Source organism: Faecalibacterium sp. BCRC 81149, from assembly GCF_022750605.1.
Lineage (GTDB): Bacteria > Bacillota > Clostridia > Oscillospirales > Ruminococcaceae > Faecalibacterium > Faecalibacterium duncaniae.
In genome coordinates, this window is sequence record NZ_QXJA01000008.1 from 71,367 (window position 1) to 87,611 (window position 16,245).

Sequence of the window (16,245 nt, forward strand, 5' to 3'; positions counted from 1 at the left end):
TTTCTGCACACATCCTGTGCCGGAAAAGAATACCGATTGCAGATTGTGGGTAAGAATGTTATACTATGGAACATGACGACAGTCTCTGTCGGAATAAAAAAGCTGGAGGAACCGAACGAATGAGTCAAGGTCCGCGTCATATCAATACAGACCGCTCGCTGAACCGTCCCACGGAGCAGCGCCCCACGGAGGCCTCCGCCCTGCATCAGGTGTCGCTGTCCGGCCAGCCGGATTTCTTCCAGAACGAACAGCCCGCACCCCAGCAGCCGGAACCGCCCCGCCAGAGCGCGGGCGGCGGACGCGGCGGCAATGGCGGCAGTCGGCCGCCCCGGCACGCGGCCCCCGCTGATGCGCCCCGCCGCCGCAAAAAGAAGAAAAAGACCCCCGTGTGGCTGCCGATGGCCGTGACGCTGGCGGTGCTGGCCGTGATCTCGGGCGTGGTGGTCTACGCCGTGAACATGGTGAACAAGGTGGAGGATAATCTGAAGCCAGAGGAGAACGCGACCTCGCTGGTGGAGGAGATCCAGACGCTGGAGGAGTACAAGGGCGATGTGGTGAACATCCTTGTCTGCGGCATCGACTATGAGGAGGGCCGCGCCTACTCCTCGGATGGCAGCAACGACGGCATGACGGATATGATCCTGTACTGCCAGTTCGATATCAAGGGCGGTGCCCTGCGGATGCTGCAGATCCCCCGCAACAGCCTTGTTGCGACCCAAAACCGCAAGATCACCCTTTCCAACGGCAAGACCTACGCGGCCACCAACTATCAGATCAACTCGGTGGCCCTCTCCAACGGCGGCGACATTGCCGCGCTGGCGGAGGTCATCTATGATCAGTACAAGCTGCCCATCGACTACTATGTGACCATTGATATGCAGGCACTGGTGGAAATGGTGGACAACTTCGGCGGCATCGAGGTGTATATCCCCCACGATATGTCTTTTGCGGGCAGTGTCCTGAAGCAGGGCTACCGCAACCTGGACGGCGCATCGGCAGAGTTCTTTGTCCGCTGCCGCCACGGCGAGGGCTACGCCAACTCGGATATCGACCGCCTGAACATGCAGCGCTACTTCTATGCCGGCCTGTTCAAGCGGGTGCGCAGCATGGGCGTGACCGATGTCATTGCACAGCTGCCCCTGATCTTCAACAACTATATCCACACGGATATGGATCTGACCACCATTGCCAAGATGCTGGTGTCCTTTACCCGCATCGACAGTGCGAACATCATGCTGGCCCAGACCCCTGTGTTCATGGGCGTGCCCAATGTGGGCAAGACCAGCAGCTTTGACGGATACTCCTGCGTGGTGCCGGATGCCGGTTCCATTGCAGAGCTGCTGAACACCTATTTCCGCAATTACACCGGCCCCGTGAGCGCCGAGGAAATGAACCTTGTGACCAACAACTGGCCCCACGGCACCGCTTCCACCAGCGCCAACGTCCAGTTCGTGGGACAGCTGGACAAGGAGTCCGATGATGCCATCCTGAGCGGCGATACCGACGTGGCGGGTGCGACCACCACCGACGGCCAGGCCGCAGGACAGTAACAAACCAGAGAGGAGACTTTTATGGAAAACAAGATCGACAGCAAGACCCTTGCCATTGAGATCGCAAAGATCCTGGACAAGAAAAAGGCCCAGGATGTCCGTGTGCTCAAAGTGGAGAGCCTGACCGTTCTGACCGATTACTTCGTCATTGCTTCCGGCACCTCCACCACCCAGGTGGGTGCTCTGGCCGACGAGGTGGAGTACGAGCTTTCTCAGAAGGGCATCGAGCCCTACACCACCGAGGGCTTCGACTCCAAGAACTGGGTGCTGCTGGATTATTCCAGCGTCATCGTGCACGTCTTTGTGCCCAACACCCGCACCTACTATGATCTGGAACATCTGTGGGCCGATGGTGAGCCCATGGATATCTCGGAGTATCTGACCCCGGAAAACAGTCTGTAAGCTTCCCTGCCTGCAAGGGCGGCTGCCGAATATGAGGAGTGATTGAAAGCTATGAAGTATGATTACAAGGCCGTTGAGGCCAAGTGGCAGAAGGTGTGGGAGGACGAAAAGACCTTCCATGTCGAGATCGACCACAAAAAGCCCAAGTTCTATGCACTGGTGGAGTTTCCGTATCCCTCGGGTGCGGGCCTGCATGTGGGCCACCCCCGCAGCTATACTGCCCTGGATGTGGTCAGCCGCAAGCGCCGCCAGAACGGCTACAACGTGCTGTACCCCATGGGCTGGGATGCCTTCGGTCTGCCCACCGAGAACTTTGCCATGAAGAACCACATCCACCCGGCCATCGTCACCAAAAAGAATGTGGATCACTTCCGTGAGCAGCTCAAGGCGCTGGGCTTCTCCTTTGACTGGGATCGCGAGATCAACACCACTGACCCCGAGTACTACAAGTGGACCCAGTGGATCTTCCTGCAGCTGTACAAGCACGGCCTGGCCTACAAGAAGGAAATGAACGTCAACTGGTGCACCGGCTGCAAGTGTGTGCTGGCAAACGAGGAAGTTGTCAACGGCGTGTGCGAGCGCTGCGGCAGCGAGGTCGTGCACAAGGTCAAGAGCCAGTGGATGCTCAAAATCACCGCTTACGCCGACAAGCTGATCGACGGCCTGGATGGTCTGGATTACATCGAGCGCGTTGCCACCCAGCAGAAGAACTGGATCGGCCGCAGCCATGGTGCAGAGGTGAACTTCGGTACCACCGCAGGCGATACCCTGACGGTTTACACCACCCGCTGTGATACCCTGTTCGGCGCTACCTACATGGTCGTCTCCCCGGAGCACGCCATGGTCAAGGAGTGGCTGGAAAAGGGCCTGCTCAAGAATGCGGATGCCGTTACAGCCTATCAGGCAGAGGCTGCCCGCAAGAGCGATTTCGAGCGCAGTGAGCTGAACAAGGAAAAGACCGGCGTGAAGCTGGAGGGCGTGATGGGCATCAACCCCGTCAACGATAAGCAGATCCCCATCTTTATCTCTGATTATGTCCTGTCCACCTACGGCACCGGTGCCATCATGGCTGTGCCTGCCCACGATACCCGCGACTGGGAGTTCGCCAAGAAGTTCGGCCTGCCCATCATCGAGGTGGTCAAGGGCAATACCGAGTCCAATCTGGACGAGGCTGCCTTTACCGATGTTGCCACCGGTACGCTGGTCAACTCCGGCTTCCTGGACGGCCTGTCTGTGGCAGATGCCCAGAAAAAGATGATCGAGTGGCTGGAAGCCAACGGCAAGGGCTGCGATAAGGTGAACTACAAGCTGCGCGACTGGGTGTTCAGCCGTCAGCGCTACTGGGGCGAGCCGATCCCCATGGTCAAGTGTGAAAAGTGCGGCTGGCAGCCCCTGCCTGAGAGCAGCCTGCCCCTGACCCTGCCCGACATCACCGACTTTGAGCCGGGCCCCGATGGTGAGTCCCCGCTGGCCCGCCACACCGACTGGGTCAAGACCACCTGCCCCTGCTGCGGCGGCCCCGCCACCCGCGAGACCGACACCATGCCCCAGTGGGCCGGTTCCTCCTGGTATTTCCTGCGCTACATGGACCCCCACTGCAAGGATGCTCTGGCCTCCAAGGAGGCGCTGGAGTACTGGTCTCCCGTGGACTGGTACAACGGCGGTATGGAGCATACCACCCTGCACCTGCTGTACAGCCGGTTCTGGCACAAGTTCCTGTATGACATCGGTGTGGTGCCCACTGCCGAGCCTTACCAGAAGCGCACCGCCCACGGCATGATCCTGGGCCTGAACCCCCACAGCTTTGTCAATCTGCCCGCTGACGAGCAGGAGAAGCTGCTGAAGGAGTATGGCAGCCAGAAGGCTGCCGAAAAGGCACTGGAAGAGAAGTACGGCGAGATGGCACGCCATCCCATTGTCAAGATGTCCAAGAGCCTGGGCAACGTCATCAACCCCGACGAGGTGGTGGACCAGTACGGTGCCGACACCATGCGTCTGTATGAGATGTTCATGGGCGACTTTGAGCAGGCCGCACCCTGGCAGACCTCTGCCATTGCTGGCTGCAACCGCTTCCTCGACCGCGTGTGGGCGCTGTCCGACAAGCTGGTGGAGGGCGAGGGCTATCGCCCCGCCATCGAGACCCTGATGCACCAGACCATCAAGAAGGTGGGCACTGACATTGAGAGCCTGAAGATGAACACTGCCATCGCCCAGCTGATGACGCTGGTCAACGCCCTGTACGACAACGGCGGCGCGACCAAGGCCGAGCTGGAGACCGTTGTTCAGCTGCTGAACCCGTTTGCTCCCCACATGACCGAGGAGCTGTGGGAGAAGCTGGGCCACAGCCACAATGAGCAGCTGGCCTACTACCCCTGGCCCCAGTACGAAGAGGCCAAGTGCGTGGAGAGCACCGTGGAGATCGCGGTGCAGGTCAACGGCAAGGTGAAGGCGCGCCTGAAGGTGGCTGCCGACATCGATGCTGCTGCCGCCATTGCTGCCGCCAAGGCTGACCCCGCTGTTGCTGCCGCTCTGGAGGGCAAGCAGGTCGTCAAGGAGATCTACGTCAAGGGCCGTCTGGTCAACCTGGCCGTGAAGGGCTGATCCCTCAAGCGCTTTGCCGGAGAGTTTTTTCAAAAAATCTTTCAAAAAAGGTTGACGAACGCATGAAAATGCGCTATACTGTCTACTGTTAGTTACCATGTAACAACGAAATTCCTGCCTCACGGTCCAAGGGAGGGAATAAGATGTCGGAAATTCGTGTTAAAGAGGGCGAGTCGCTGGAAAGCGCACTGCGTCGCTTCAAGCGCAGCACCGCTCGCAGCGGTGTGCTCGCAGAGGTCCGTAAGCGCGAGGCTTACGAGAAGCCGTCTGTCAAGCGCAAGAAGAAGTCCGAAGCAGCCCGCAAGCGCAAGTTCAAGTAATTAACTGCTTGAAATCGCACGTTGCTTTAGATTTCAAACGCGTTGCTAACGCCGATGTAGGAGAGCCTGAAACTCAGGCTCTCCTATTTTCATTTATGAAAAAGATAAACATCCTCGCCCTCTCCGTCATTGCTGCGCAATGCCACCTCTCCCAAGGGGAGAGGCTTTGGCAATCCGTGCAAAGTTATTGGTTTCGCCAGAGGCTCTCCCTTTGGGAGAGCTGGACGCGAAGCGGACTGAGAGGGTGAGCCTGTGAAAGGCAAAGAGAGGGTTCTGTATGTTAGTTACCCCCGAATATGTATTCAAGGATGTGACCCACATCACGCCGGAGTGGCTGGCCCAAAAGGGCATCCGGGCGCTGGTGCTGGACATCGACAACACCCTGACCGCCGACCGCAGTCAGGAGCTGCCGGAAGAAGTGGCCGAGTGGCTGGAAGCCATGCGCAGGGCGGGCGTAAAGCTGACCATCGTTTCCAACGGTGCCGAAAAGCGGGTGCGCCCCTTTGCGGAAAAGCTGGGCCTTGCCTACCTCTACCGCAGCGCCAAGCCCCTGCCCTTTGCGCTGGGGGTGGCCCGCCGCCGGATGCAGGTGAAGCGCAGGGAAATGGCCATGGTGGGCGACCAGCTCTATGCCGACCGGATGGCGGCGGCGCTCTATGGGATTCCGGGCCTGATGGTCATCCCCCGCGGGCCGGATCTCGGGGCACAGGTGGTGCTCAAGCGCAAGTGGGAGAAAAAACACTGGCAGGAATACTACGACCGGGGAGGTAAGACCCTGTGAGTGAGTGGAAAATTCGGTTTGGTACCGCAGGCACCAGCGACAGCTTCACGGCCATGGGGTATAAGAACAGTCTGGACATTCCGGCCTATACCGAAAAAATGGGGCTGGATGCCTTTGAATACCAGTGCGGCCATGGAGTCCGGCTGGGGCTGGACAAGGCCCGGCAGATGGCTGACGATGCCGCCGCCCGGGGGATTTTGTTCAGCGTCCACGCGCCTTACTATATCAGCGCCTCCAGCCTGGACGAGGAAAAGCGGCTGAACAGCGTGAACTATCTGCTCCAGAGCGCGGCGCTCTGCAGGGCGCTGGGCGGCAGGCGGGTCATCTTCCACTCCGGCAGCTGCGGCAGGCAGAGCCGGGAAGCTGCCATGGAAAAAGCGCTGGACACCCTGAAACGGGCGCAGGACGCGCTGGATGAAGCGGGCTTTGCCGAGATCACCCTCTGCCCTGAGACGATGGGAAAGATCGGCCAGCTGGGCACGTTGGAGGAGGTGCTGGCTCTCTGCGGGGTGGACAGCCGCATCACCCCCTGCATCGACTTCGGCCACCTCAACGCCCGGACGCTGGGCGGCATCCGGTCCAAGGCGGATTATGCCGCTATCCTTGACCGCATCGGGGAGGCGCTGGGGGATGCGCGTGCCCGGCAGTTCCATGTCCACTTTTCCCGCATCGAGTATTCCAAGGGCGGTGAAAAGCGGCACTGGACCTTTGCCGAGATTCAGTTTGGCCCCGAACCCCAGCCCCTGATGGAGCTGCTGGCCGAGCGTGGGCTTGCACCTGTCATCATCTGTGAGAGCGCCGGTACGCAGGCAGAGGATGCACAGACGATGCAGAGAATGTATTGTGGATGAACTTTTTTCTGATTTTATCGTCTTTTTTGCTCAAACCCCTTGCCAAACCATGCGGGATTGAGTAAAATAAATAGAGATATGCGTTAAGCATCAATGAGATTTTACTAATGGAGGAATTCCTATGATTTCTGCAGGCGAGTTTCGCAACGGCGTGACCTTTGAGCAGGACGGCCAGGTTCTTCAGGTCGTTGAGTTCCAGCACGTGAAGCCCGGCAAGGGCGCTGCCTTTGTCCGCACCAAGACCAAGAACGTGATCACCGGCTCTGTGGTTGAGACCAGCTACAACCCAACCGCAAAGTTCCCTCAGGCTTTCATCGAGCGCAAGGACGTGACTTACAGCTATGAGGATGGCGATCTGTACCACTTCATGGACAACGAGACCTACGACGATATCCCCGTCAACGCTTCCGATGTGCCCGATAACTTCAAGTTCTGCAAGGAGAACGAGCCGTGCAAGCTGCTGAGCTATAAGGGCAAGGTCTTCAGCGTCGAGATCCCCAACTTCATCGAGCTGGAAGTCACCCAGACCGAGCCGGGTGTCAAGGGCAACACCGCCACCAACACCCTGAAGCCCGCTACTGTCGAGACCGGTGCTGAGATCCGCGTTCCTCTGTTCATCAACGAGGGCGACCACATCCGCATCGATACCCGCACCGGCGAGTATATGGAGCGCGTCTAATTTACCGACAGACCGGGCAGCGGGCAACCGTGTGCCCGGTTTTTTGATTAAGATAGGAGGTCATTCTTATGAAGGAAAAGGCTGCATACCTGCGGGGCCTGATCGAGGGCCTGGGCATCGACGAGACCACCAAAGAGGGCAAGGTCATCAAGGCCATGAGCGAGCTGCTGGGCGAACTGGCAGAGGCTGTGGACGGCATCGATGAAGATGTGACCCGCGCCTACGACCAGATCAACGACCTGAGCGAGGAGTTGGAGGATCTGGAAGCCGACCTCTATGAGGACGATGAGGATGACGAGGAGCCCGAAGAAGAGGAAGAGGACACCGAAGAGGACGACAATGACGATGATATCGCCAGTGAGCCGTTCTATGAGGTGGCCTGCCCCAACTGCGGCGAGACAGTTTACGTCAGCGAGGACGACCTGGACGCGGGCGAAGCAAACTGCGCCCACTGCGGCGTGACCTTTGAGGTCGCGCTGGAGGATGACGACGAGGAGCAGGAGGAAGGCCCCGTGCAGTACGAGGTGACCTGCCCCGCTTGTGGTCAGACCACTGTGTTTGAGGAGGACGACCTGCTGGATGGCGCACCCAAGTGCCCCGGCTGCGGCAAGCCCCTGGACTTTGAAGTGACCGAAGAGTAAAGCGCAACAAAAAGGACCGTCTCCTCAGCGGGAGACGGTCCTTTTTTATGCCGTTCAGCGGGTCTCGTTTGCCTTCTGCAGCCAGATGCTGCCAATGTCCAGTGCGTTGTACAGGCCATTCTTGGTGGTCTGGCGGAACACGCGGGCCTCAGGGGCCAGGCTGTCGTTGGTGGAAAAGACCTGAATGTGTACCTTATCGGCCACATCCATGCCGCCCACGGATTTGGTGCTCAGGATCTGCATCCGCAGCACATAGGGGTCGGTCATACGGCCGTAATACAGCTCGTTGTCCTTACGGACGAGGGGCTTGCCTTTATAAGTCAGTTTCGGTGTAAATGGCATCGTGAAAGCCTCCCTATCGTTTGATACACTTTAGTATAACACATCTGGCAGGATGGATGCAAGCCGCAGGGGCCGTACAGGCAGATTTTTCTTTGCGGACAGTTTCTGCTTGACAAACCACGGGCAGATGTGATATCTTTGACCCAGAAGAACGGGTTTGCCTGCTGACGGAACGTTGTGGAGCACCACAGTGCAGACAAAACCGGGTTTTGTTACGCCGACCGTCTGGGCAGCCTTGCGCTATTGGTGCGCAAAGCTGTCCTTTTTGCATTTCAGGGAGGATTTGAGCATGAAGTCTGATATCGAGATCGCACAGGAAGCCAAAATGAAGCCCATCACCGAGATCGCTGCCTCGCTGGGCCTTGCCGATGAGGACGTGATCCCCTATGGCCGCTACAAGGCCAAGATCAACCACCGCCTCATCCACAAGGCATCCAGGCAGGGCAAGATGATCCTGGTCACGGCCATCAGCCCCACCCCGGCAGGCGAGGGCAAAACCACCACCAGCGTGGGCCTGGCCGATGCCATGAACGCTCTGGGCAAAAAGACCATGCTCTGCCTGCGTGAGCCCAGCCTTGGCCCCGTGTTCGGTGTCAAGGGCGGCGCGGCCGGCGGCGGCTATGCCCAGGTGGTGCCCATGGAGGATATCAACCTCCACTTTACCGGTGACCTGCATGCCATCGGCACCGCAAACAACCTGCTGGCTGCCATGATCGACAACAGCATCCAGCAGGGCAACCCCCTGAACATCGACCCCCGCCGCATCACCTGGAAGCGCTGCATGGATATGAACGACCGCCAGCTCCGCTTCATCGTGGATGGTCTGGGCGGCAAGGTGAACGGTACCCCCCGTGAGGACGGCTTTGATATCACCGTTGCCAGCGAGGTCATGGCGATCTTCTGCCTGGCCACCAGCATCTCCGACCTGAAGGAGCGGCTGTCGAAGATCGTCTGCGCCTACACCTACGAAGGCAAGCCCGTCACGGCTGGCGACATCGGTGCTGCCGGTGCCATGACTGCACTGCTCAAGGATGCCCTTGACCCGAACCTCGTTCAGACGCTGGAAAACAACCCCGCCATCATCCACGGCGGCCCCTTTGCCAACATTGCCCACGGCTGCAACAGCGTCATGGCCACCAAGCTCAGCCTCTCGCTGGCCGATTACGTCATCACGGAGGCTGGCTTTGGTGCAGATCTGGGTGCCGAGAAGTTCCTGGATATCAAGTGCCGCTATGCCGGCATCGCCCCCAGCGCCTGCGTGCTGGTTGCCACTGTCCGTGCCCTCAAGAGCCACGGCGGCGTTGCCAAGGCTGACCTGAACCAGCCGAATCTCGAGGCTGTCAAGGCCGGTGCCTCCAACCTTGTGCGCCACATCGACAACCTGAAGAACGGCTTTGGCCTGCCTGTGGTGGTGGCCATCAATGCCTTCCCCACCGACACCCCGGAGGAGCAGGCATACGTTGAGCAGGTCTGTGCCGAGCAGGGCGTGCCCTGCGTCCTGAGCGAGGTGTTCGCCAAGGGCGGCGAGGGCGGCAAGGCTCTGGCCGAGAAGGTGCTGGAGGTCATGGAGGACCGTCCCATCCAGTATGTCTACCCGCTGGATATGCCCCTGAAGCAGAAAGTGGAAGCCATCGCCAAAAAGATCTACCGTGCCGATGGGGTGAATTTCAGTGCCGCCGCTTCCAAGACGCTGGCCGAACTGACCGAACTGGGCTACGGCGACCTGCCGGTCTGCATCGCCAAGACCCAGTACAGCTTCAGCGACAACGCCAAGCTGACCGGTGCACCCACCGGCTTTACCATGGAGGTGCGGGAAGTCCGCCTTGCCGCCGGTGCCGGTTTCGTGGTGGTTATCTGCGGCAACATTATGACCATGCCCGGCCTGCCCAAGAAGCCCGCCGCCGTCAATATCGACGTGGATGCCGAAGGCAAGATCACGGGGCTGTTCTGATGCCGCGTTCCCCGTTCCTGTTTCTATGACAAAACCGCCCTTCCGATTTGATACCAGAAGGGCGGTTTTTCTATGTGAGTATTCAGCTTAAGCCGTCTGTTGGCCCACGGTGTGGGTGGCGAGATATTCCACCCAGGCGGGGTAACCTTCCGGCTTGATGTGGATGCCGTCAGGCTGCGCGTACTCGGCTTTCAGGTCGCCGTTGTCGTCGGCAAGGGCTTCCCACAGGTTGAGGAAAGCGCAGTTCTTTTCCAGCGCAATGGCAGCCAGCTCATTGTTGATCTCGCACAGCCGCTCTTTGTACAGGCCGGGGTGGCTGCTGCGCACCTCGGGCCGGACAGGCGTGATGGACTGCACGTAGATCTGCGTGTTGGGCAAGGCCTGGGAGATCATATCCAGCATGAGCCGGTAGTAGGTGAGGAAGCTGGAATAATCCCCGTCCCGGTTGAGCACGTTGGTGCCCAGCAGGATGTACAGCACCGGGGGCTGCCGGGCTGTCAGCACCTCCATGGGGACCTCTGTGCCGCCATCGGAGCGCTTGCAGGTGGTGCCGTTGACCACGACGCTGGGGCCTGCGCCCCGGTAGGCGCAGAAAGAAGCCTCCGGCAGGCCGCTGGAATAGATCTGCATCCCCTGCGTCAGGCTGTCGCCCAGAAAACAGACGTTGGCAAAATAGCTGCGGTCCACAGCGGTGGTGCGGTCCAGCGCGGCCAGCCGGAAATCCATGGCGGTGGACCCAGCAGAGGTGGTCTGCACGTTCAGCCGCCGCGCGGGCGTGTAGCTGATGGTGTTCCACTCGCTGCTCTGCAGCTCCTGCTGGAAGATGGTCGGGCCCTGCACGGCGGCAGGGCTCTGCTCCCGGTGGAGGTGCTTCCACAGCAGGCCTACGGCGCTGAGCAGGATGAGCAGCACCAGCAGCCCGGCAACGGCAAAAGTCCTGCGCCAGCGCTTGCGCAGGATGCGGCGGCGGTATTCCTGATAATCGGCCATAAAAACACCCGGCTTTCTTTGTGTTCGTTACCCTCATTATACAGCACCCGGCGGGGCCGTGCAAGTGGGCCGTGCTACTTTACGGCGGCAGATGCTTTGTGGTATAATCATCATGGTTTAGTATGAAATCCTGTCGGCGGCGGGTGCCGCTGGCGTAACTGAGAAAGCAGGAATCAAAATTTATGCTGCAAAACCCTGAATTGCATTATCTGGACAACGCCGCCACCACCATCGTGGCCCCGGAAGTGGCGGATGTCATCGACAAGGCCATGCGGGAGCACTGGGCCAACCCGTCCAGTCTGTATGCCCCCGGTGCCCGGAGCGAGGAAGCCTTGAACGCCGCCCGCGCCGCCGTGGCCCGCACCCTGGGCTGCAAGAGCCGGGAGCTCTATTTTACCTCCTGCGGCAGCGAGAGCAACAACATGGCCCTGCTGGGCGCGGCCCTGACCCGCAGGTTCGGCAAGGGCATCGTGGTGTCCGGCTTTGAGCACCCCAGCGTGCAGAAGCCGCTGGAGCGTCTGGCCGCCATGGGCTACGATGTGACCGTGGTGGACCCCGGCCCGGACGGCACGCTGGACATCGACCGGATGCTGGACCATGTGGACAAAAACACCATCCTTGTGGCCTGCATGATGGTCAACAATGAAGTCGGCACCCGGAACGATGTGGAACGCCTGGCCGCCGAGGTCAAACGCCGCAACAGCCGCACCATCGTCCATGTGGATGCCGTGCAGGCCTGGATGCGGGTGCCCATCAAGCTGGCGAACATCGACACGCTGGCTGTCAGCGGCCACAAGATCCATGCACCCAAGGGCATTGGTGCGCTCTACCTGAGCGACAGCCTGTATCAGGCGTTCCAGGCTCCCTATCTGGGCGGTGAGCAGGAGCGGGAGAAGCGCCCCGGCACCGAGAACCTGCCCTATGCGCTGGGCCTTGCTGCCGCGGCCACCCGCCTGAACAAGACCATGAAGAGCCGGGATGCTGCTGTGCGCGCCCTGAACCTGCGCCTGCGGGAAGGGCTGAAAGCCTTCCCGGAGGTGGTCATCAACAGCCCGGACAATGCGGTGCCCGAGGTGCTGAACTTCAGCGAGAACTGCATCAAGAGCGAGACCATGCTGGCCCATCTGGCACAGCAGCAGGTCTATGTCTCCTCGGCCAGTGCCTGCGGCCGAGGGCAGCCCAGCCACACCCTTGCCGCTATGGGCAGGGACCCGCTGGCCATCGACACGGCCATCCGCGTGTCCTTCTGTGCGGACAACACCCCCGAGGATGTGGACGCGTTCCTCAACGCCTTCGAGGACGGAATGAAGCACTTACAGAGAATCAAAAAGTAAAAAAGGAAAGCATCCTCACCCTCTCAGGCCGCTCCGCGTCCAGCTCCCCCAAAGGGGGAGCTCTTGACAAAACCGGAAACTTTGCGTGGAATGCCAAGGCCTCCCACTTTGGGGGAGGTGGCAGCGCGTCAGCGCTGACGGAGAGGGTGAGCCAGCTATAATTAAGGAGAACTCTATGCGTGAAATTATTATGGGCTATCAGGGCGAGATGTCCCTGAAGGGTCTGAACCGCAACCAGTTTGAGTCGGCCATGATGAAGATCCTGCGCTACCGGCTCAAGACCGTGGGCAAGTTCAAGGTGTACTGCACCCAGTCTACCTTTTATATGGAGCCCGAGGAAGAGGACGTGGACATGGATCTGGCCTTTGACCGGGTGCGCACCGTGTTCGGTCTGGCGGCGCTGAGCCGTGCCGTGGTCTGCGAAAAGGACTTTGACACCATCTGCCGGACTGCGGAGGAGTATCTGGGCGACAGCCTGCACGGCATCAAGACCTTCAAGGTGGAGGCCCGCCGTTCCGATAAGACCTACCCCATGACCAGCCCTGAGTTGATGCGGGAGCTGGGCGCTTACCTGCTGGGGCTGCACAACTACCTGCGGGTGGATGTGAAGAACCCCCAGTTTAAGGTCATTGTAGAGATTCGCGATTACGGTGCGTATATTCATGGCCCGAAAATACCCGGAGAGGGTGGCCTGCCCGTGGGTACCTCCGGCCGTGCCCTGAATATGCTCTCCGGCGGCATCGACAGCCCGGTGGCCGCTTACCGGATGGCAAAGCGCGGTCTGGCCCTGGATCACATCCATTTTGCGTCCCCTCCGTATACTTCTGAGCGCGCAAAACTGAAAGTTAAAGCTCTGGCCCAGAAGATCACCCCCTATACCGGCAGCTCCAACCTGTTTGTGGTGCCCTACACCAAGCCGCAGGAATATATCCGGGACAATGCCCCCGATGTGCTGTTCACGGTGCTGATGCGCCGCAGCATGATGCGCATTGCCAATCGTATTGCCACCAGACAGGGCTGCGAGGCCCTCATCACCGGCGAGAGTCTGGCTCAGGTGGCAAGCCAGACCGTCAAGGCCCTGCAGTGCACCGATGCCGCCCAGGATCTGCCCATTCTGCGCCCGCTGATCGGCATGGACAAGACCGAGATCATCGAGACCTCCCGCCACATTGGCACCTATGAGACCAGCATCCTGCCCTATGAGGACTGCTGCACCATCTTCACCCCGCCGCACCCGAAGATCCGCCCCGAGCTGGCAGAGATCCTGGAGGCCGAAGCCGCCATGCCCGGTCTGGCAGAGCTGGAGGCCGAAGCTGCCGAGAACACCGAGCGGATCCGCATCCGCATTACGGACGAGATCGAGTTTGAGGGGTGAGCGGCATGACAGCGGAGATCATCAGTGTGGGCACCGAGCTGCTGCTCGGCAACATCCTCAACACCAATGCCCAGTACCTGAGCCGGGAGCTTGCTGAGCTGGGCATTACGGTCCAGCGGGAGAGCACCATCGGCGACAATCAGGGGCGGCTGGCGGACTTTGTCAACGAGGCAAAGAACCGCTGTGACCTGCTGGTATTCACCGGCGGTCTGGGCCCCACGGCAGACGACCTGACCAAGGAGACCGTTGCCGCCTGCTATGGCGATACGCTGGTCTTTGACGAGAGCGAGTGGGAGAAGATCTCCGGTTATTTTGCCCGCTCCGGCCGGGTGACCACCCCCAACAACCGCAAGCAGGCCATGGTGCCTGTAAAGGGGCATAAGATCATCAACCACCACGGCACTGCCCCCGGCGCGTGGTTTGAGCAGGAGGGCCGCTGTGCTGTCCTGATGCCGGGCGTGCCCAGTGAGATGAAGGCCATGTGGAACGAGAGCGTCCGCCCCCTGCTGATGAAGCGCCAGAACTGCACCCTGCACTCTGTCACCCTGCGGGTGCTGGGCGGCGAGAGCAACCTGGAATATCAGGTGCGTGATCTGCTGGAAAACGCCAACCCGACTGCTGCCATCTACTGTAAGACCGGTGAGTGCGAGATCCGCATCACGGCCCGGGCTGCTTCCGATGCGGAAGGCGAAAAAATGTGCCGGGAATATGCCAAAAAGTTCTATGATCTGCTGGGCGATGCGGTGTATGATGAGGATGTGGCCGGGCTGGAGGAGACACTGGTGCGCACCTTAAAGGAAAAGGGGCTCACCCTCTCCACCGCCGAGAGCTGCACCGGCGGGCTGATCGCACAGCGCATCACCTCGGTGCCGGGCTCCAGTGAAGTGTTCGGCTACGGCTTTGTGACCTATTGGGAGGCCGCCAAGGCCAGGCTGGTGGGCGTGGAACCGGATGTCATTGCAAAGTACAATGTGGTGTCGGCCCCCGTGGCCGCCCAGATGGCTCTGGGGGCCGCACAGGCTGCCGGTGCTGAGATCGGCATCAGCGTGACCGGCGTGGCCGGGCCGACCGGTGGAGATGCCCTCCGCCCGGTGGGCACGGTGTATCTGGGCGCGGCCCGGGGGGAGACGGTGTATGTAAAAAAGCTGTCTGTCTCCCGGCCCGACCGTGCATTGGTGCGTGCCCGTGCCGCGCAGGCTGCCCTGGAGCTGGCCCTGCGGCTGGCACAGGGAAAAGTTCCCGCAGGCACAGAGCCCCTTGCCCGGGACGCACAGCACAGCGCCGAAGCGCTGGACAAGCTGAACGAGGTGTTCCTGGGCCACTAAAAGGCAGGGGGAATGCAGGGTGACACAGCAACAGGAGACCGGGTGTGTGCTGCGGCTGTTCGGTGCGCAGTCCACAGCGGTGGGCAAAACGGTGGAAAACTTTCCGCCCCAGTGGCGGGCCGCGGCCCAGTGGAAGAGCCGGGGCGCGGAAACGCTGGTGGCCCTGCAGGCGCAGAACCCTTCCGGGCTGAAAAAGGCCGCGCAGGCCCTGCGGCAGGCGTTTTCGGCAGACCTGTACGGGGCAGGGGAGACCACTCTGCCTGCCGCCGTGGTGGAGGCGCTGGAACGGCACGATAAGCTGCTCATCTGTGCGGATGCTGCCGCCGGTGCCCTGCTGGAAGCCCGGCTCGAGAACCTGCCCGGGGCCGAGAAGGTCTTTGATTTTGGCGCGGTGAGCTATGCTAACCCCAAGACCGGCCCACTGATCGAAAAGCGTGCCCGTCTGCCCAAAGACTGCACCGACCCGCTCCGGCAGGCGCTGGCCCGGGCTCAGGCTGCCCGCCGCGTGGTGGGGGCAGATCTCTCCGCCGCCTGTGCCGAGCGGGAAAATGATTGTGTGCTGGTGCTCAGCTGCAGGAAGGGCTGCTTTCTGCGCACCGTCCCGGCGGGGGAGAACCCTGCCCTCTGGCTGCTGGATATTATCCGGCGCACGGCGGCAAACAAGCCTCAGGCTGAAGGGACAGGCTTCCTGCCTGCCCGCAGGGCTGCAAAGAAGGACGTTTCGCCCGGCCCCCAACCCAAGCGGCATCCCCTGCGCCGGGTGTGCATGACGCTGTTGGTGCTGGCTCTGCTGGCGGCTCTCGCTGCGGTGGGGGCGTGGGAATATACCAACGGCAATTTCTACGCCCTGCCGGAACAGCTGCACACCCTGCTGACGGAGCACGTTCCCCGCCCGGGGGCGACATTGGTATAAGAATGACCCTCTCTGTCACGCCGCCGCGCGCCGCAACACGGCAAGCGGCATGGCACAGCAATGACGGAGAGGGTCGTTTTTTCTAAATTAACAGAAAGTTCACCCAAAAAACGGATAAAATCTATCCATCGGGTTTGACGGGTTTTCAGCTTTGGTGTATCATATAAACAGTATGTGGTTTTTTCCGCTG

15 protein-coding genes and 1 riboswitch are annotated in these 16,245 nt (G+C 60.4%); of the genes, 13 read left to right on the top strand and 2 right to left on the bottom strand.

Features of this window, described 5'->3' with window-relative positions; all coding sequences use genetic code 11:
* Positions 1-119: 119 nt before the first annotated feature.
* The 8 genes from D3F01_RS10050 (at position 120) to D3F01_RS10085 (ending at position 7,825) form a co-directional block, all read left to right on the top strand.
* Complete coding sequence (locus D3F01_RS10050; RefSeq protein ID WP_242888432.1) at positions 120-1,550, top strand: LCP family protein; 1,431 nt, start codon at positions 120-122, stop codon at positions 1,548-1,550.
* 21 nt (positions 1,551-1,571) lie between these two features.
* Positions 1,572-1,952, top strand: a complete 381-nt coding sequence (rsfS, locus tag D3F01_RS10055; RefSeq protein ID WP_117533527.1) for a ribosome silencing factor — start codon at positions 1,572-1,574, stop codon at positions 1,950-1,952.
* 51 nt (positions 1,953-2,003) lie between these two features.
* Entirely contained in the window at positions 2,004-4,553 is a 2,550-nt protein-coding gene (gene leuS, locus D3F01_RS10060) for a leucine--tRNA ligase (RefSeq protein WP_242888436.1), read from the top strand.
* Between the two features lie 143 nt (positions 4,554-4,696).
* A complete protein-coding gene (gene rpsU / locus D3F01_RS10065; RefSeq protein WP_005928271.1) occupies positions 4,697-4,873 on the top strand; it encodes a 30S ribosomal protein S21 in 177 nt (58 codons plus the stop codon).
* A 277-nt stretch (positions 4,874-5,150) separates the two neighbouring features.
* A complete protein-coding gene (locus D3F01_RS10070) occupies positions 5,151-5,654 on the top strand; it encodes a YqeG family HAD IIIA-type phosphatase (protein ID WP_242888439.1) in 504 nt (167 codons plus the stop codon).
* Entirely contained in the window at positions 5,651-6,505 is an 855-nt protein-coding gene (locus D3F01_RS10075; RefSeq protein WP_242888442.1) for a TIM barrel protein, read from the top strand. Before D3F01_RS10070 ends, D3F01_RS10075 begins: the two co-directional genes overlap by 4 nt.
* A 121-nt stretch (positions 6,506-6,626) precedes the next feature.
* A complete protein-coding gene (gene efp, locus D3F01_RS10080; RefSeq protein WP_005932902.1) occupies positions 6,627-7,184 on the top strand; it encodes an elongation factor P in 558 nt (185 codons plus the stop codon).
* Between the two features lie 68 nt (positions 7,185-7,252).
* Positions 7,253-7,825 carry a CD1247 N-terminal domain-containing protein gene (locus D3F01_RS10085; RefSeq protein WP_179859130.1) on the top strand — a complete coding sequence of 191 codons (573 nt, stop codon included), beginning with the start codon at positions 7,253-7,255 and terminating at the stop codon, positions 7,823-7,825.
* 54 nt (positions 7,826-7,879) lie between these two features.
* Here the strand turns inward: D3F01_RS10085 and D3F01_RS10090 are convergent, their stop codons facing one another.
* Positions 7,880-8,167, bottom strand: a complete 288-nt coding sequence (locus D3F01_RS10090) for a hypothetical protein (protein ID WP_005932907.1) — start codon at positions 8,165-8,167, stop codon at positions 7,880-7,882.
* A 150-nt stretch (positions 8,168-8,317) separates the two neighbouring features.
* A riboswitch (ZMP/ZTP riboswitch) is annotated at positions 8,318-8,405 on the top strand.
* Between the two features lie 51 nt (positions 8,406-8,456).
* Here D3F01_RS10090 and D3F01_RS10095 point away from each other — a divergent pair.
* Entirely contained in the window at positions 8,457-10,118 is a 1,662-nt protein-coding gene (locus D3F01_RS10095; RefSeq protein ID WP_242888444.1) for a formate--tetrahydrofolate ligase, read from the top strand.
* 87 nt (positions 10,119-10,205) lie between these two features.
* Here D3F01_RS10095 and D3F01_RS10100 read toward each other — a convergent pair whose 3' ends face one another.
* Positions 10,206-11,108 (bottom strand): GDSL-type esterase/lipase family protein, encoded by a 903-nt coding sequence (locus D3F01_RS10100; protein WP_242888446.1) that lies wholly within the window; start codon positions 11,106-11,108, stop codon positions 10,206-10,208.
* Between the two features lie 182 nt (positions 11,109-11,290).
* Here D3F01_RS10100 and D3F01_RS10105 point away from each other — a divergent pair, with 182 nt between their 5' ends.
* The 4 genes from D3F01_RS10105 to D3F01_RS10120 all read left to right on the top strand — a co-directional run bounded on the left by D3F01_RS10105 (position 11,291) and on the right by D3F01_RS10120 (position 16,055).
* Positions 11,291-12,442, top strand: a complete 1,152-nt coding sequence (locus D3F01_RS10105; RefSeq protein WP_242888448.1) for a cysteine desulfurase family protein — start codon at positions 11,291-11,293, stop codon at positions 12,440-12,442.
* A gap of 175 nt (positions 12,443-12,617) precedes the next feature.
* Entirely contained in the window at positions 12,618-13,817 is a 1,200-nt protein-coding gene (gene thiI / locus D3F01_RS10110; protein ID WP_005932913.1) for a tRNA uracil 4-sulfurtransferase ThiI, read from the top strand.
* Between the two features lie 5 nt (positions 13,818-13,822).
* The gene (locus D3F01_RS10115) at positions 13,823-15,142 is read left to right on the top strand and encodes a competence/damage-inducible protein A (protein ID WP_242888450.1); all 1,320 of its coding nucleotides are present in this window, start codon (positions 13,823-13,825) and stop codon (positions 15,140-15,142) included.
* A gap of 19 nt (positions 15,143-15,161) precedes the next feature.
* The gene (locus D3F01_RS10120) at positions 15,162-16,055 is read left to right on the top strand and encodes a CinA family protein (RefSeq protein WP_242888452.1); all 894 of its coding nucleotides are present in this window, start codon (positions 15,162-15,164) and stop codon (positions 16,053-16,055) included.
* The last annotated feature ends 190 nt before the right edge of the window (positions 16,056-16,245 follow it).

Excerpts from the sequence above, each read along its gene's own strand:
- D3F01_RS10050 (WP_242888432.1), top strand. The coding sequence starts at position 120 with ATGAGTCAAGGTCCGCGTCATATCAATACAGACCGCTCGCTGAACCGT.
- rsfS (WP_117533527.1), top strand. The coding sequence starts at position 1,572 with ATGGAAAACAAGATCGACAGCAAGACCCTTGCCATTGAGATCGCAAAG.
- leuS (WP_242888436.1), top strand. The coding sequence starts at position 2,004 with ATGAAGTATGATTACAAGGCCGTTGAGGCCAAGTGGCAGAAGGTGTGG.
- rpsU (WP_005928271.1), top strand. The coding sequence starts at position 4,697 with ATGTCGGAAATTCGTGTTAAAGAGGGCGAGTCGCTGGAAAGCGCACTG.
- D3F01_RS10070 (WP_242888439.1), top strand. The coding sequence starts at position 5,151 with ATGTTAGTTACCCCCGAATATGTATTCAAGGATGTGACCCACATCACG.
- efp (WP_005932902.1), top strand. The coding sequence starts at position 6,627 with ATGATTTCTGCAGGCGAGTTTCGCAACGGCGTGACCTTTGAGCAGGAC.
- D3F01_RS10085 (WP_179859130.1), top strand. The coding sequence starts at position 7,253 with ATGAAGGAAAAGGCTGCATACCTGCGGGGCCTGATCGAGGGCCTGGGC.
- D3F01_RS10090 (WP_005932907.1), bottom strand. The coding sequence starts at position 8,167 with ATGCCATTTACACCGAAACTGACTTATAAAGGCAAGCCCCTCGTCCGT.
- D3F01_RS10095 (WP_242888444.1), top strand. The coding sequence starts at position 8,457 with ATGAAGTCTGATATCGAGATCGCACAGGAAGCCAAAATGAAGCCCATC.
- D3F01_RS10100 (WP_242888446.1), bottom strand. The coding sequence starts at position 11,108 with ATGGCCGATTATCAGGAATACCGCCGCCGCATCCTGCGCAAGCGCTGG.
- D3F01_RS10105 (WP_242888448.1), top strand. The coding sequence starts at position 11,291 with ATGCTGCAAAACCCTGAATTGCATTATCTGGACAACGCCGCCACCACC.
- thiI (WP_005932913.1), top strand. The coding sequence starts at position 12,618 with ATGCGTGAAATTATTATGGGCTATCAGGGCGAGATGTCCCTGAAGGGT.
- D3F01_RS10115 (WP_242888450.1), top strand. The coding sequence starts at position 13,823 with ATGACAGCGGAGATCATCAGTGTGGGCACCGAGCTGCTGCTCGGCAAC.